Genomic DNA, 13,833 nt, shown 5'->3' on the forward strand with positions numbered 1-13,833 from the left:
GGTCGAGGACGACGACGCGTGGCAGCTGCTGTCCCGGAGCACGCCCCGGCACGGCTGACCGTGCTCTCCGGCCCGTCAGGGGTCGGCAAGGGCACGGTCGTGGCGGAGGTCCGGCGCCGGCACCCCGAGGTCTGGGTGTCGGTGTCGGCCACCACCCGTCGGCGCCGGCCCGGCGAGGTCGACGGGGTGCACTACCACTTCGTCAGCGACGCCGAGTTCGACCGGCTGATCGCCGAGGACGGCCTGCTCGAGTGGGCCGAGTACGCCGGCAACCGCTACGGCACGCCGGTGGGTCCGGTGCGCGAGCAGCTGGCCACCGGGCGGCCGGCGCTGCTGGAGATCGAGCTCCAGGGCGCCCGGCAGGTCCGGGCCCGCGACGCCGACGCCCAGCTGGTGTTCCTGGCCCCGCCGTCCTGGGGCGAGCTGGTCAGCCGGCTGGCCGGGCGGGGCTCCGAGCCGCCCGCGGTCCAGGAGGAGCGGCTGCGCATCGCGCAGGCCGAGCTCGACGCCGCCGGGGAGTTCGACGTGGTGGTCGTCAACGACGACGTGACCCGCGCTGCCGACGAGTTGGTAGGATTGCTGACTGCGCCGTCGCCCGGTTCCCTCCGGAGCAGCGGCGCGTCCGAGTGACGGGGCCCGGCGCCGCCGCCCGCCACTCCCGACTGACGAGCTGAGGAGCACGCCCGCCCGTGTCCGGAGTCGCACCTGCCCCCGAGGGCATCACCAACCCGCCGATCGACGAGCTGCTCGAGCGCACCAGCAGCAAGTACGGCCTGGTGATCTTCGCCGCCAAGCGCGCGCGCCAGATCAACGCCTACTACAGCCAGCTCTCCGAGGGCCTGCTGGAGTACGTCGGCCCGCTGGTCGACACCGCCCCGCAGGAGAAGCCGCTCTCCATCGCCCTGCGGGAGATCAACGAGGGTCTGCTGACCCATACGGCCGGCGACAACTGAGGCCCCGTCCCGGGGCCCGCCCTGAGCCTGCGAAGGGTGGAGAGGACGGGGTCCTCCCGCCCCTTGCCCCCCGCCACCCGCGAGCTCACGGCGGGGCCCTGCGAGGGGGCCGTCCCGGCAGCTCGTGGTCGACGCCCCCGGCACCTGGTGCCGGGGGCGTCGCCGTGTGTGGAGGATGGACGGCATGAGCCGCATCGTGCTGGGCGTCGCCGGGGGCGTGGCCGCGTACAAGGCCGCCCTGCTGGTGCGCGCGTTCACCGAGTCCGGGCACGACGTCCGCGTCGTCCCGACGGCGGCCGCCCTGCACTTCGTGGGCGCGGCCACCTTCGAGGCGCTGTCCGGCAACCCGGTCACCACCGACGTGTGGTCCGACGTGGACGAGGTGGCGCACGTCCGCATCGGCCAGACCGCCGACCTCGTCGTCGTCGCGCCAGCCACCGCCGACCTGCTGGCGCGTGCCGCCGCCGGCCGGGCCGACGACCTGCTCACCGCGAGCCTGCTCACCGCGCACTGCCCGGTGGTCTTCGCCCCGGCCATGCACACCGAGATGTGGCTGCACCCGGCCACCCAGGACAACGTCGCCACGCTGCGCCGCCGCGGCGCGATCGTGCTGCCGCCCGCCGTCGGCCGGCTCACCGGCCCGGACTCCGGCCCCGGCCGGCTGCCCGAGCCCGCCGACATCGCCGCGCTCGCCTCGGTCGTGCTCGCCGGCGGCCCTGCCGCCCTCGCGCCGGACCTCGCCGGCCGTCGCGTCGTCGTCAGCGCCGGGGGCACCCGTGAGCCGCTGGACCCCGTCCGCTACCTGGGCAACCGCTCGTCCGGCAAGCAGGGCTGGGCGCTGGCCCGGGTCGCCGCCGCCCGCGGCGCCGAGGTGGCGCTCGTCGCCGCCAACGTGGAGCTGCCGGCGCCCTTCGGCGTCCGCGTCGTCGGCGTCGGCACCGCCGAGGAGCTGCGCACCGCGGTGCTCGCCGAAGCGGAGGACGCCGACGTCGTGGTCATGGCCGCCGCGGTCGCCGACTTCCGGCCGGCCACGGTCGCGCCCACCAAGCTCAAGAAGGGCAGCAGCGCCGAGCCCGAGGCCGTCCCGCTGGTGCGCAACCCCGACGTCCTCGCCGAGCTGGTCACCAAGCGCCCCGCCGGTCAGCTGGTCGTCGGCTTCGCCGCCGAGACGGGGGACGACGAGGCCGACGTCCTCACCCACGCCCGCGCCAAGCTCGCCCGCAAGGGCTGCGACCTGCTCGTGGTCAACGACGTCTCGGCGGGCCGGGTCTTCGGGCGCGCCGACAACGCCGCCGTCGTCCTGGCCGCCGACGGCAGCGCCACCGAGCTGCCCGAGGGCAGCAAGGACGCCGTGGCCGCCGGCATCTGGGACGTCGTCGCCCCCCGGCTGGCCTGAGCCCGACACCGCCTCCGGCACACGCCGGTAACGTGCACCCGACGAGACGCTCACCCCCGGGCGTCCACCCGACCGTCACCGACCCCAGGGAGTACCGCGTGTCACGCCGCCTCTTCACGTCCGAGTCGGTGACCGAGGGCCACCCGGACAAGATCGCCGACCAGATCAGCGACTCCATCCTCGACGCGATGCTCGCGCAGGACCCGCTCAGCCGCGTCGCCGTCGAGACCCTGATCACCACCGGTCAGGTCCACATCGCCGGTGAGGTCACCACCGCCGGCTACGTCGACATCGCCGACATCGTCCGGAGGACGGTGCTCGCCATCGGCTACGACTCCTCCCGCAAGGGCTTCGACGGCGCCTCCTGCGGGGTCAGCGTCTCGATCGGCTCGCAGTCGCCGGACATCGCCCAGGGGGTGGACACCGCCTACGAGGCACGCACCGCCGGTGTCGCCGACGACGAGATCGAGCGTCAGGGCGCCGGTGACCAGGGTCTGATGTTCGGCTACGCCACCGACGAGACCCCCGAGCTCATGCCGTTGCCGATCGCGCTGGCGCACCGGCTCTCCCGCCGGCTCTCGGCGGTCCGCAAGGACGGCTCGGTGCCCTACCTGCGGCCCGACGGCAAGACCCAGGTCACCGTCGTCTACGAGGACGACCGCCCGGTCGGCGTCGACACCGTGGTGGTCTCCTCGCAGCACGCCGAGGACATCTCGATCGAGCAGCTGCTCACCCCGGACGTGCAGGAGCTGGTGGTCGAGCCCGAGCTCGCCGCCCTCGGCCTGCCCACCGACGGCTACCGGCTGCTGGTCAACCCGACCGGCAAGTTCGTCATCGGCGGCCCGATGGGTGACGCCGGGCTGACCGGTCGCAAGATCATCGTCGACACCTACGGCGGCATGGCCCGCCACGGCGGCGGCGCCTTCTCCGGCAAGGACCCGTCGAAGGTCGACCGCTCGGGTGCCTACGCCATGCGCTGGGTGGCCAAGAACGTCGTCGCCGCCGGGCTGGCCCGCCGCTGCGAGGTGCAGGTCGCCTACGCCATCGGCGCCGCGCACCCGGTCGGCCTGTTCGTCGAGACCTTCGGCACCGGCGCGGTCGCCGACGACGTCCTGGAGAAGGCGATCGGCGCGGTGTTCGACCTGCGGCCCGGCGCGATCGTGCGCGACCTGGACCTGCTGCGCCCCATCTACGCCCCGACCGCCGCCTACGGCCACTTCGGCCGCACCGACGTCGAGCTGCCCTGGGAGCGGCTGGACCGCGTCGAGGCGCTGCGCTCGGCCGCGGGGGTCTGAAGGAGGGCCACCCCTCCCCGCGCCCCGCTCGCTCGGCGCGGGGCCCTGGAGGGTGGCCGCGCCGCCCGTTCCATCCACGCTCGCAGCAGCGGGGCCACCGGGTTCCGTCGGTCCCGGCGGCGACACTGACGGGTGACCGCTCAGCCCGCGTCGAACGGAGACCCCGCTGTCGAAGGACCCCGCCCCCCTCACCCCTCGCGAGCTCGGGGCGGGGCCGAAGCGGGTGGCCCGGGTCGTCGTCGACGTGCCCCTGGCGCACCTGGACCGGCCCTTCGACTACGCCGTCCCCGACGCGATGGCCGACGAGGTGCGGGCCGGGTGCCGGGTGCGGGTGCGCTTCGCCGGGCAGCTGGTCGACGGCTTCGTCCTGGAGCTGACCGACGTCAGCGAGTCGGGACGCAAGCTCGCGCCGCTCGCCAAGGTCGTCTCCGCCGAGCCGGTGCTCACCCCGGAGGTCCTCACGCTGGCCCGGGCGGTGGCCGAGCGCTGGGGCGGCACGGTGACCGACGTGCTCCGCCTCGCCGTCCCGCCGCGCCGCGCCGCGGCCGAGAAGCGCCCGCCCGCCGAGCCGCCCCCGCCGCCGGCGCCCCCGGACCCGGCCGGCTTCGCCCGGTACCCGACCGGCCCGGCGCTGCTCACCGCCGTCGCCGAGGGCCGGCCGGCCCGCGCGGTGTGGACGGCGCTGCCGGGGGAGGACTGGCCGGCCCGGCTGGTCGAGCTGTGCCAGGCCGCCCTCTCCGGCGGCCGCGGCGCCCTCGTCGTGGCGCCCGACGGCCGCGACCTCGACCGGCTGGCCGCCGCCGCGGAGGCCCGGCTGCCGGCGGGATCGGTCGTCGTCCTGCGCGCCGACGCCGCCCCCGACGCCCGCTACCGCCGCTTCCTCGACGTCGTCCGCGGCACCGCGAAGGTGGTGCTCGGCACCCGTGCCGCGGTCTACGCCCCGGTCGCCGACCTCGGGCTGGTCGCCGTCTGGGACGACGGCGACGACCTGCACGCCGAGCCCCGCGCGCCCTACGCGCACGCCCGCGACGTGCTCGTGCACCGCGCCCACCTCGCCTCGTGCGCGGCCGTCCTCGCCGCGACCGCGCGCACCGCGGAGGCACAGCTGCTGGTGGAGAGCGGCTGGGCGCACGAGCTGACCGCCGACCGCGCCACCCTGCGCGCCGCCGCGCCGCGGGTGCAGGCCCTGGGCGCCGACGCCGAGCTGGCCCGGGACCCGGCCGCCCGCACCGCCCGGCTGCCCAGCCTCGCCCACCGCGTCGCGCGCCAGGCCCTCGCCGACGGCGCCCCGGTGCTCGTGCAGGTGCCGCGGGCCGGCTACGCGCCCGGCCTGGCCTGCGACCGGTGCCGGGCGCCGGCCCGCTGTGCGGTCTGCTCCGGGCCGCTGGGTGTCGCGCCCACCCCCGGCCCGGGCGGGTCGCGGGTGCCGGCCTGCCGCTGGTGCGCCCGCCCCGCGGCGACCTTCGACTGCCCGTACTGCCACGGCACGAAGCTGCGCGCCTCGGTCGTCGGCGCCGCCCGCACCGCCGAGGAGCTGGGCCGGGCCTTCCCGGGCGCCGCGGTGCGGGTGTCCGGCCGCGGGTCCGGGGTGCTGCCGAGCGTGCCCGGCAGGCCGGCGCTGGTCGTCGCCACCCCGGGTGCCGAGCCGGTCGCCGAGGGCGGGTACGGCGCCGCGCTGCTGCTGGACTCCTGGGCGCTCCTCGGCCGGGCCGACCTGCGCGCGGGTGAGGAGACGTTGCGCCGGTGGATGAACGCCGCCGCCCTCGTCCGCCCGGCGTCAGAGGGCGGTCAGGTGGTCGTCGCGGCCGATGCCGCGCACCCCGTCGTCCAGGCGCTGGTGCGCTGGGACCCGGGCTGGCTGGCCGCCCGCGAGCTCGCCGACCGCCGTGAGCTCGGCTTCCCGCCGGCGACGCGGATGGCGGCGCTGTCCGGGACGGCGCCGGCGCTGGCCGAGTTCCTCGCGGCCGCCCGGCTGCCCGCCGACGCCGACCTGCTGGGCCCGGTGCCCGAACCGCCGCGGCCCGGCCAGGAGGGCGAGCGGGAGCGCTACCTGGTGCGGGTGCCGCGGTCGGAGGGCGCGGCGCTGGCCTCCGCGCTGGCCGAGGTGCAGGGCGTGCGCAGCGCCAAGAAGGCCCCCGAGCACGTCCGCGTCCAGCTGGACCCGCTCGAGCTGGTCTGAGGCGCCGGAGCGGACGCCGCACCAGGTCGGTCGACCGGGCCGTGTGACGACCGCCCCGCCGGGGTAGCGCAACGGCGTTCCCCGAGTGGCTCAGCACCGGGCGCTCGGCGTGCGTCCGGTGGCCGAGGAGGGCCTGTGACATCGACCGACCCGCCCCCCGACCCCCGCGCCGAGCGGGCCGCCGCAGAGGACCCGCACCGCTCCACGGACAACCCCGGCGACCTGCGCCGCTGGCTGCGGCGGATCGTGCTCGGCCTGGTCCTGCTGGTCGCGGTCCTGGCCGTCACCGTGTCGATCAGCCGGTGCGGCCCGGACGACGGCCCCAGCGGCGGCGAGCCGCAGGGGCTGCCGGCGGTGGTGGCCACGACCTCGTCCGGCTGAGGCGGTCCACCCGGCCCCGGGGACGGCGCGCCGTCCTGGTGGCCCTCGGCACGGAGGAGGACCTCGCCCCTCCCAGCCCTCGCGAGCCCGGGCTGGGCCTCCGGGCGAGGCCGGCCTGCGAGCGGCGGGGGCCGAGGGGACACCTTCTACGATCGACCGGTGAGCGTGACCCCCATCCGGCTGTTGGGCGACCCGGTGCTGCGCACCCCTGCCGCCCCGGTGGTCGACTTCGACCAGGAGCTGCGCCGGCTGGTCGCCGACCTCACCGAGACCATGTTCGCCGCCGGCGGCGCCGGGCTGGCCGCCCCCCAGATCGGCGTCGGGCTGCGGGTGTTCACCTGGTTCGTCGACGGTGAGGTCGGCCACCTGGTGAACCCGGAGGTGACGCCGGTGGGGGAGGAGACCGAGGAGGGCCCGGAGGGCTGTCTGTCCATCCCCGGCTACACCTTCGACTGCCGCCGGCACCTCCACGTGGCGGCCACCGGGTTCGATCTCCACGGCGAGCCGGTCCGCGTCGAGGGCTCGCACCTGCTGGCCCGCGCGGTGCAGCACGAGGTGGACCACCTCGACGGCGTCCTGTTCGTCGACCGGCTGGACGCCGAGGCCCGCGCCGCCGCGCTGGCGGCCATCGGCGAGGCCGAGTGGGCCGGTGCGGGCGCGTGGCTGCCGCGCGTGGAGGTGAGCCCCCACTGAGGCTCCTCTTCGCCGGGACGCCGGACGTCGCCGTCCCCTCGCTGGAACTGCTGCTGGCCTCCGACCACGAGGTCGTCGCCGTCCTCACCCGCCCCGACGCCCGCTCCGGCCGCGGCCGCACGGTGAGTCGCTCGCCGGTCGCCGAGCGGGCCGACGCCGCCGGCGTCCCCGTGCTGCAGCCCCGCTCGCCGCGCGAGCCGGAGTTCCTCGAGCGGCTCACCGAGCTCGCCGTCGACAGCGCGCCGGTCGTCGCCTACGGCGCCCTCGTGGCGCAGGCCGCGCTCGGCCTGCCGCGGCACGGCTGGGTCAACCTGCACTTCTCGCTGCTGCCGGCCTGGCGGGGCGCCGCGCCGGTGCAGCACGCGATCATGGCCGGCGACGAGGTCACCGGCGCCTCGACCTTCCGGCTGGAGGCGGGCCTGGACACCGGGCCGGTCTACGGCGTGGTCACCGAGCCGATCGGCCCGCGGGACACCGCCGGCGACCTGCTGGGCCGCCTGTCGATCAGCGGCGCCCGGCTGCTGCGGACCACCCTCGACGGCATCGCGGCCGGCACGCTCGAGCCCCGACCGCAGCCGACCGACGGGATCAGCCTCGCGCCGCGCATCGAGCCGGCCGACGCCCGCGTCGACTGGTCACTGCCGGCCCACGTCGTCGACCGGCGGGTCCGGGGGGTCACCCCTGCGCCCGGGGCCTGGACGACGTGGCGCGGCGACCGGCTGCGGCTGGGCCCGGTCGAGCCGCTGCCGACGTCCCTGGGGCTGGCGCACGGCGAGCTGTCGGTGGGGCCGACCGGCGTGCTGGTCGGCACCGGTCGCGGCGCGGTCCGGCTCGGCGAGGTCCAGCCGGCCGGCAAGCGGATGCTGCCGGCGCCGGACTGGGCGCGCGGGGCGCGGCCGGCGCCGGGAGAGCGGCTGGGGGGCGAGGCCTCGTGAGCGCTCCCCGGCGCGCCAACCGACGGCCGCCGTCCCGCCGTTCCCGCCCGGTGCTCGACGGCGCGCGGCTGACCGCCTTCGACGTCCTCGACGGCGTCAGCAGCCGCGACGCCTACGCCAACCTGCTGCTGCCCCAGCTGCTGCGGGAGCGCGCCGCCGACCTCGGTGAGCGCGACGCCGCCTTCGCCACCCAGCTGGCCTACGGCACCCTGCGCGCCACCGGCACGCTCGACGCGGTCCTGGCTCCGCTGGTCTCCCGGCCGCTGACCGAGCTCGACCCGCGGGTGCTCGACCTGCTGCGCCTGGGTGCCCACCAGCTGCTGGACCTGCGGGTGCCGGCACACGCCGCCGTCGACACCACCGTGGCGCTCACCCGGGCGATCGTCGGCACCGGTGCCTCCGGGCTGGTCAACGCGGTGCTGCGCAAGGTCGCCGCGGGCGGGGACCGCGCGGCCTGGGTCGAGCGCCTCGACGGGGACGGCGACCAGCGGCTGGCGCTGGCCACCGACCACCCGCGCTGGATCGTCGAGGCCTGGCGCGACGCGCTCGGCGACGAGGCCGAGGTGGAGCCCGCGCTGCTGGCCGACGACGCCGCGCCCGAGGTGCACCTGGTCGCCCGGCGGGTGCCTCGCGACCAGCTGGTGGCGGAGGCCGGTGGGCAGCCCGGTCCGTGGTCGCCGTACGCCGTCCGGCTGGGTGGTGGGGACCCGGCGCGCGTCCCGTCGGTGCGCGAGGGGCGGGCCGCGGTGCAGGACGAGGGCAGCCAGCTGGCCGCTCTGCTGCTCGTCCGCGCGCCGCTGGAGGGTCCGGACGCCGCCTGGCTCGACGTGTGCGCCGGCCCCGGCGGCAAGGCCGGGCTGCTCGCCGCCGTCCGGCCCGAGGGCGTGCGGCTCACCGCCGCCGACCGCGCGCAGCACCGCGCCGAGCTGGTCCGCCGCGCCCTGCGCGACGAGGACGACGTCGAGGTGGTGGTCGCCGACGGGCGGACACCGCCGTGGTCGCCGGGTTCCTTCGACCGCGTACTGCTCGACGCGCCGTGCACCGGCCTGGGGGCGCTGCGCCGCCGCCCCGAGGTGCGCTGGCGGCGCACCGCGGACGACGTCCCGCCGCTGGTGGACCTGCAGACGGCGCTGCTCGACAGCGCGCTGACCTCGGTGCGCCCCGGTGGGGTGGTCGCCTACGTGACCTGCTCGCCGCACACCGACGAGACCGTCGCCGTGGTCGACGCCGCGGCCGGCCGGGACGACGTCGAGGTGCTGCCGGTCGCGCCGCTGTTCCCGGAGGTGCCCGGCATCGCCCGCGGGTCCTACGGCCAGCTGTGGCCGCACCGGCACGGCACCGACGCGATGTTCATGGCGCTGCTCCGCCGCACCCGCTGAGCCGGGCGGTCACCCGGCCTGCGAGGTCGACGCCGGGGCCGTCGTCGTCGGGACCGGGGCCGTCGTCACCGTGGCCGACGTGGTCGGGACCGGGGCCGTCGTCACCGGGGCCGACGTGGTCGGGGCCGGCTTCGTCGTCGGGAGTGCGGAGGAGCCGCCCCGCACCGGTTCGGCGGTCCCGCCGCCGTGTCCCCCGTCCCACTCCTCGTCCTCGTCCTCGTGCTTGTTCTCCTCCTCGTCCTCCTCCTTGTCCTCCTCCTTGTCCTCCTCCTTGTCCTCCTCCCCCTTCCCCTCGTCCTCGTGCCGGTCATGGTCGTGCGGGTGCCAGTCGGCGTCCGACCGCGGCGCGGGCGAGGAGGAGGGTGTCGCGGGAGCCGGCGGCGTCCCCGGCACGGGAGCGGGCCCAGGTGCCGGTGCGGGCTCGGGTGCCGGGGTGTCCGCCGACGGCGTCCCGGCGTTCCCCGCCCCCGGCGCGGGTGCTGTCGCCTGCGGCGCCCCGGCCGCCTTCGTCGGAGGCGTCGCTCCGGCGATCCGCGGGGAGGTGGACGGGGCCGGCCGGTCCTGCGGCGGCGCCGTCGTCCGCGGGACGGCGTCCTGCCGCGCGGCCTCCGGTGGCGCGGCGGTCGACTGCGCGGCGAGGGACGTCCCTGCCCACCGGTCCGCTCCCGGCGTGGTGCCGCGCTGCGGTGCCGCGCCGGCGTCCTGCGACGGTGCGGCGGGTGACGTCGACGGCGGGCGGCTGGGGGCCGCGGTGCCGACCGCGGGCTCCTCGGCCGCCCGGCGCGCGGGCTCGGTCGACCCGCCGAGCAGCGAGAAGCCGGCCCAGGCACCGGTGAGCGTCACGATGCCGATGGCCCCCAGCACGGCGATCGCACCGGCCGCCAGCGCCAGCCGCTCGGACCACCGCCGCCGCGCCGGCCACCCGCTCGCCGCGTAGTGCAGCAGGACCGGACGCCGCTGCGGGTCCGGCGGTGGGACCGCTCCGCGCCTGCTCGGGCGGTGCCGGCCGGGGCCGCTCATCCCGTCGTCCGGTGCGGCCCGGCCGGCCGCAGCCGGCGCTCGGCCCACAGCGCCGCCTGCGTGCGGTCGGTGGCGCCGATGCGCTGCAGGATGCGTGTGACGTGGGTCTTGACGGTGGCCTCGCTGATCCGCAGCCGCCGGGCGATCACCTTGTTCGGCAGGCCCTGCCGGACCAGCTCGAGCACCTCCTTCTCGCGGTCGGTGAGCAGGTCGCCCTGGCCGCGGTCGCGCAGGTCGGCGAGGAGCGCGGAGGTCACCATCGGGTCGATCGGCGCTCCGCCGGCGGCGATGCAGCGCACCGCGTCGAGGATCGACTCGCCGTCCTGGTACTTGAGCAGGTAGCCGTCGGCGCCGGCGATCAGCGCGGGCAGCACCAGGTCGGGCTCGCCGAAGGAGGTGAGCACCAGCACCGGGGTGGTGCGGCCGCGCTCGCGCAGCGTGCGGATCACCGTCACACCGTCCGGGCCCGGCATCGACAGGTCCAGCAGCAGGACGTCGGGGTCCAGCCGCTCGACCAGTTCGAGGGCGGTGTCGCCGTCCCCGACCGCGCCCACGCACTCCAGCCCGTCGGCGGCGTCCAGCAAGCTGGAGATGCCCCGCCGGACCACGGCGTGGTCGTCGACGACCAGCACCCGGATCACCGTGCCGCTCCGGCGGACAGGGGCGCGGTGGTGGACAGCGGCACGGTCGCGACCAACCGGGTGCCCTGTCCCGGGGCGCTGGTCAGCGTCAGTGAGCCGCCCGCGTCCACCAGCAGCTCACCCAGTGCCCGCAACCCGACGTGGCCGGCTGCGAACCGTTCGTCCAGACGGCTCTCGTCGAAGCCCTGCCCGTCGTCCTCGACGCGCATGGTGGCAACCCCTTGGTCTCGGGTGACGACGACCTCGACCGAGGTCGCCCGGCTGTGCGTGGTCACGTTGCGCAGCGCTTCCTGTGCGCAGCGGTAGAGCAGTGCGGCCGTCGGCCCGGGCAGGTCCCGGGCGGCGTCGGCGGACACGAAGACGCGGATGCCGGAGCGGCCGACCTCCTGCGCCAGCACCTGCAGGGCCGGCAGCAGGCCGCCGCGGAAGGCACCGCGGGCCGGGATCAGCGCGACGAGCAGGGTGCGCAGGTCCTCGACGGTCTGGCGCACCGCGGCCGCGGTCCGCTCCAGCAGCTCGGCGTCCTCGGCGTTGCGCGGCCTGCCGCGCATCCGTGCTGCGTCGAGGTCGTAGGCCAGCCCGGTGAGGTCCTGGACGACGTGGTCGTGCACCTCGCCGGCGATCCGGCGCCGCTCGGCGTCCGAGGCGTCCACGGCGGCCTGCAGCAGCGCGTCCTCGGCCTGCCGCGAGCGGCGCAGCCGCGACGCCAGCCGCCAGGCCAGCGGCACCTGGATCACCTGCAGCAGCGCCAGGGCGCCCAGCGCGGCGGGCGTGAAGCGCATCCAGGCGCGTTCGGCGATGTCGGTGACCTCGGAGTAGCTCTCGTGGAACTCGACCAGCAGGGGGGTCCCGTGCACGTCCTCCACCGCCACCCAGGCCACCAGCACCCGGCCGCTGCTGCGGCCGGCGAGCACGCCCGGGGCGCCGGGATCGGCCACCTGCGAGCCGACCGACCCCGAGTCCAGGGCCCGCCGTGCCTCGGGCGGCAGCGGGGCCTGCCGGCCGACGACGCTGCGGTCGTCGGCCCAGAGCACCCGACCGTCACCGGCGCGCACCCGGACCGCGACCACCGGACCGGCCTTGACCAGCGCGCTGACGTGGGTGCCCAGGTCGCCGGGGGCGTCGGGCGGCCGGGTGGGGTCACCGTCCAGGGCGGGGGTGAGCGTGGCGGCCGTGACGCGGGCGAGGCTCTCGAAGGCCCGGGTGCCCTGCTCGAGACCGGCTCGGCGGGCGAGCACCCCGGTGAGCAGGGCCAGCGCGAGGGTCACGGCGAGTCCGGCACAGGTGAACCAGGTGACGGGGACGACCACCGAGGAGCGACGCCCCGTTCGGTGCCCCGCTGTCCGCCGTCTCCCTCGGACCACGGCTCGAACGATAAGGAGGGTCAGTTCCGTATTGGGGGTCTCGGGACGCGGTGCAGCTCAGAGCGGACATTCCATCCCGGCGCGCCGGGGACTCCTACGGACGGCGACCTCCCGGCCACGGAGCGGGTCGGCGGGAACCGGGCGCGTCCTGCCGACGACCACTGCACCGTGACCACTCGATCGCCGGCCGTGCGCCGGACCACCGCCACCGTCCTGATGGGCGCCGTCCTGCTCGCCGCCGGGACCGGGACGGCGGCCGCCCACGTCGAGGTCAGCGCAGAGGGCGCCGTGGCCGGCGCCGGTCCGGTGACGCTCGCCTTCTCCGCCGCGTCGGAGGCCGCCTCGGGCATCACCGCGATGCGCACCCAGCTGCCCGACGGCATCGACCCGGCCGACGTGACGCTGGCCGCCGGGCCGCCCGGGTGGGCGCTCACCCCGACCGCGGAGGGCTTCGACGTCGGCGGGCCCGCACTGCCGGTCGGCGCGGACGCCGAGTACGCGGTCACCGTGGCGACCCTGCCCGCCGGTGTGACCGAGCTGGCCTTCCCGACGGTGCAGGTCTACGCCGACGGCACCGAGGACGCCTGGATCGAGCGGGAGGTGCCCGGCGGGCCGGAGCCGGAGCTGCCCGCGCCGGTCCTCGTCGTCGCCCCGGGTACGGCTGCCCCCACGACGGCCGCGCCCGCTCCGCCGGCTCCCACGGTGGCGTCCACCCCCGCCGCGCCCACCGCGTCGGTGCCGGCCGCCGCCACCGAGGACGACGAGGGGAGCGGCAGCGGCTGGCTGGTCGCGGCAGCCGTGGTGGTCGCGGTCGCGGCCGTGGCCGGCGGCCTGGCCTACCGCCGCTCGCGCGCGGGACGGTGATCACCGCCGCCTAGACTCGGCGGACGTGCCCCGCAGCCCCCTCATCGCACCCAGCCTCCTGTCGGCGGACTTCGCCCGGCTGGCCGAGGAGGCGCAGCGGGTCGCCGATGCCGACTGGCTGCACTTCGACGTCATGGACGCACACTTCGTGCCGAACCTGACCTTCGGGCTGCCGGTCATGCAGGCGGTGCAGGCGGTCAGCCCGGTGCCGCTGGACTGCCACCTGATGATCGAGGGCCCGGAGCGCTGGGCGCCGGGTTACGCCGAGGCGGGTGCGCGCAACGTCACCGTGCACGCCGAGGCCTGCACCGGCGACCCCCGCGCCGTCGCCCGTGACCTGCGCGCGGCCGGGTCGCTGGCCGGCCTGGCGCTCAAGCCCGGCACGCCGCTGGAGGAGTACCTCGACGTGCTCCCCGGGTTCGACACCCTGCTGGTCATGACCGTCGAGCCCGGCTTCGGCGGGCAGCGCTTCATCGCCGAGACGCTGCCCAAGGTCCGCCGCGCCCGGGAGCTGGTCGAGACCGGGCACCTGACGCTGCTCGTCGAGGTCGACGGCGGGATCAACGCCGACACCATCGAGCAGGCCGCCGCCGCCGGCGCCGACGTCTTCGTGGCCGGCTCCGCGGTCTACGGCGCCGACGACCCGGCGCGGGGGGGGGGGGGGGGGGGGGGGGGGGGGGGGGGGGGGGGGGGGGGGGGGGGGGGGGGGTGGGGGGGGGGGGCGTATTCTTTA

General features: G+C 77.3%; 14 protein-coding genes. 11 read left to right on the forward strand and 3 right to left on the reverse strand.

The window, feature by feature from the left end; translation table 11 throughout:
* The first annotated feature begins 18 nt into the window (after window positions 1–18).
* The 9 genes from gmk (at window position 19) to ACI79G_RS03685 (ending at window position 9,211) form a co-directional block, all read left to right on the forward strand.
* The gene (gmk, locus tag ACI79G_RS03645; RefSeq protein ID WP_456879786.1) at window positions 19–630 is read left to right on the forward strand and encodes a guanylate kinase; all 612 of its coding nucleotides are present in this window, start codon (window positions 19–21) and stop codon (window positions 628–630) included.
* Window positions 631–689: 59 nt separating this feature from the next.
* Complete coding sequence (gene rpoZ / locus ACI79G_RS03650; protein ID WP_089305624.1) at window positions 690–953, forward strand: DNA-directed RNA polymerase subunit omega; 264 nt, start codon at window positions 690–692, stop codon at window positions 951–953.
* A 184-nt stretch (window positions 954–1,137) separates the two neighbouring features.
* Entirely contained in the window at window positions 1,138–2,349 is a 1,212-nt protein-coding gene (coaBC, locus tag ACI79G_RS03655; protein ID WP_456879787.1) for a bifunctional phosphopantothenoylcysteine decarboxylase/phosphopantothenate--cysteine ligase CoaBC, read from the forward strand.
* Window positions 2,350–2,447: 98 nt separating this feature from the next.
* Complete coding sequence (metK, locus tag ACI79G_RS03660; RefSeq protein WP_456879788.1) at window positions 2,448–3,644, forward strand: methionine adenosyltransferase; 1,197 nt, start codon at window positions 2,448–2,450, stop codon at window positions 3,642–3,644.
* A gap of 223 nt (window positions 3,645–3,867) precedes the next feature.
* Window positions 3,868–5,823: a primosomal protein N' gene (locus ACI79G_RS03665; RefSeq protein WP_456879789.1), complete on the forward strand. Its 1,956-nt coding sequence runs from the start codon at window positions 3,868–3,870 to the stop codon at window positions 5,821–5,823.
* A gap of 135 nt (window positions 5,824–5,958) precedes the next feature.
* On the forward strand, window positions 5,959–6,204 hold the full coding sequence (locus tag ACI79G_RS03670; RefSeq protein WP_456879790.1) for a hypothetical protein: 246 nt from the start codon (window positions 5,959–5,961) through the stop codon (window positions 6,202–6,204).
* Between the two features lie 159 nt (window positions 6,205–6,363).
* Complete coding sequence (gene def, locus ACI79G_RS03675; protein WP_456879791.1) at window positions 6,364–6,897, forward strand: peptide deformylase; 534 nt, start codon at window positions 6,364–6,366, stop codon at window positions 6,895–6,897.
* On the forward strand, window positions 6,864–7,832 hold the full coding sequence (locus ACI79G_RS03680) for a methionyl-tRNA formyltransferase (RefSeq protein ID WP_456879792.1): 969 nt from the start codon (window positions 6,864–6,866) through the stop codon (window positions 7,830–7,832). Before def ends, ACI79G_RS03680 begins: the two co-directional genes overlap by 34 nt.
* Entirely contained in the window at window positions 7,829–9,211 is a 1,383-nt protein-coding gene (locus ACI79G_RS03685; protein ID WP_456879793.1) for an RsmB/NOP family class I SAM-dependent RNA methyltransferase, read from the forward strand. Before ACI79G_RS03680 ends, ACI79G_RS03685 begins: the two co-directional genes overlap by 4 nt.
* Window positions 9,212–9,220: 9 nt before the next feature.
* Here ACI79G_RS03685 and ACI79G_RS03690 read toward each other — a convergent pair whose 3' ends face one another.
* Genes ACI79G_RS03690 through ACI79G_RS03700 form a run of 3 tightly spaced genes read right to left on the reverse strand, consistent with a single transcriptional unit; the run spans window position 9,221 to window position 12,140 of the window.
* Window positions 9,221–10,231, reverse strand: a complete 1,011-nt coding sequence (locus ACI79G_RS03690; RefSeq protein ID WP_456879794.1) for a hypothetical protein — start codon at window positions 10,229–10,231, stop codon at window positions 9,221–9,223.
* Window positions 10,228–10,863 (reverse strand): response regulator, encoded by a 636-nt coding sequence (locus ACI79G_RS03695; protein ID WP_456879795.1) that lies wholly within the window; start codon window positions 10,861–10,863, stop codon window positions 10,228–10,230. Before ACI79G_RS03695 ends, ACI79G_RS03690 begins: the two co-directional genes overlap by 4 nt.
* Before the next feature lie 5 nt (window positions 10,864–10,868).
* On the reverse strand, window positions 10,869–12,140 hold the full coding sequence (locus tag ACI79G_RS03700) for a sensor histidine kinase (RefSeq protein WP_456879796.1): 1,272 nt from the start codon (window positions 12,138–12,140) through the stop codon (window positions 10,869–10,871).
* Window positions 12,141–12,404: 264 nt separating this feature from the next.
* Between ACI79G_RS03700 and ACI79G_RS03705 the strand changes: the two genes are divergently transcribed.
* Together ACI79G_RS03705 and rpe are read left to right on the forward strand one after the other, a co-directional pair.
* Window positions 12,405–13,100, forward strand: a complete 696-nt coding sequence (locus ACI79G_RS03705) for a DUF1775 domain-containing protein (protein ID WP_456879797.1) — start codon at window positions 12,405–12,407, stop codon at window positions 13,098–13,100.
* Between the two features lie 25 nt (window positions 13,101–13,125).
* The coding region (rpe, locus tag ACI79G_RS03710) for a ribulose-phosphate 3-epimerase (protein WP_456879798.1) at window positions 13,126–13,833 on the forward strand (708 nt) is incomplete at its 3' end.

This window comes from Geodermatophilus sp. SYSU D00779 (assembly GCF_054050595.1).

Excerpts from the sequence above, each read along its gene's own strand:
- coaBC (WP_456879787.1), top strand. The coding sequence starts at position 1,138 with ATGAGCCGCATCGTGCTGGGCGTCGCCGGGGGCGTGGCCGCGTACAAG.
- ACI79G_RS03690 (WP_456879794.1), bottom strand. The coding sequence starts at position 10,231 with ATGAGCGGCCCCGGCCGGCACCGCCCGAGCAGGCGCGGAGCGGTCCCA.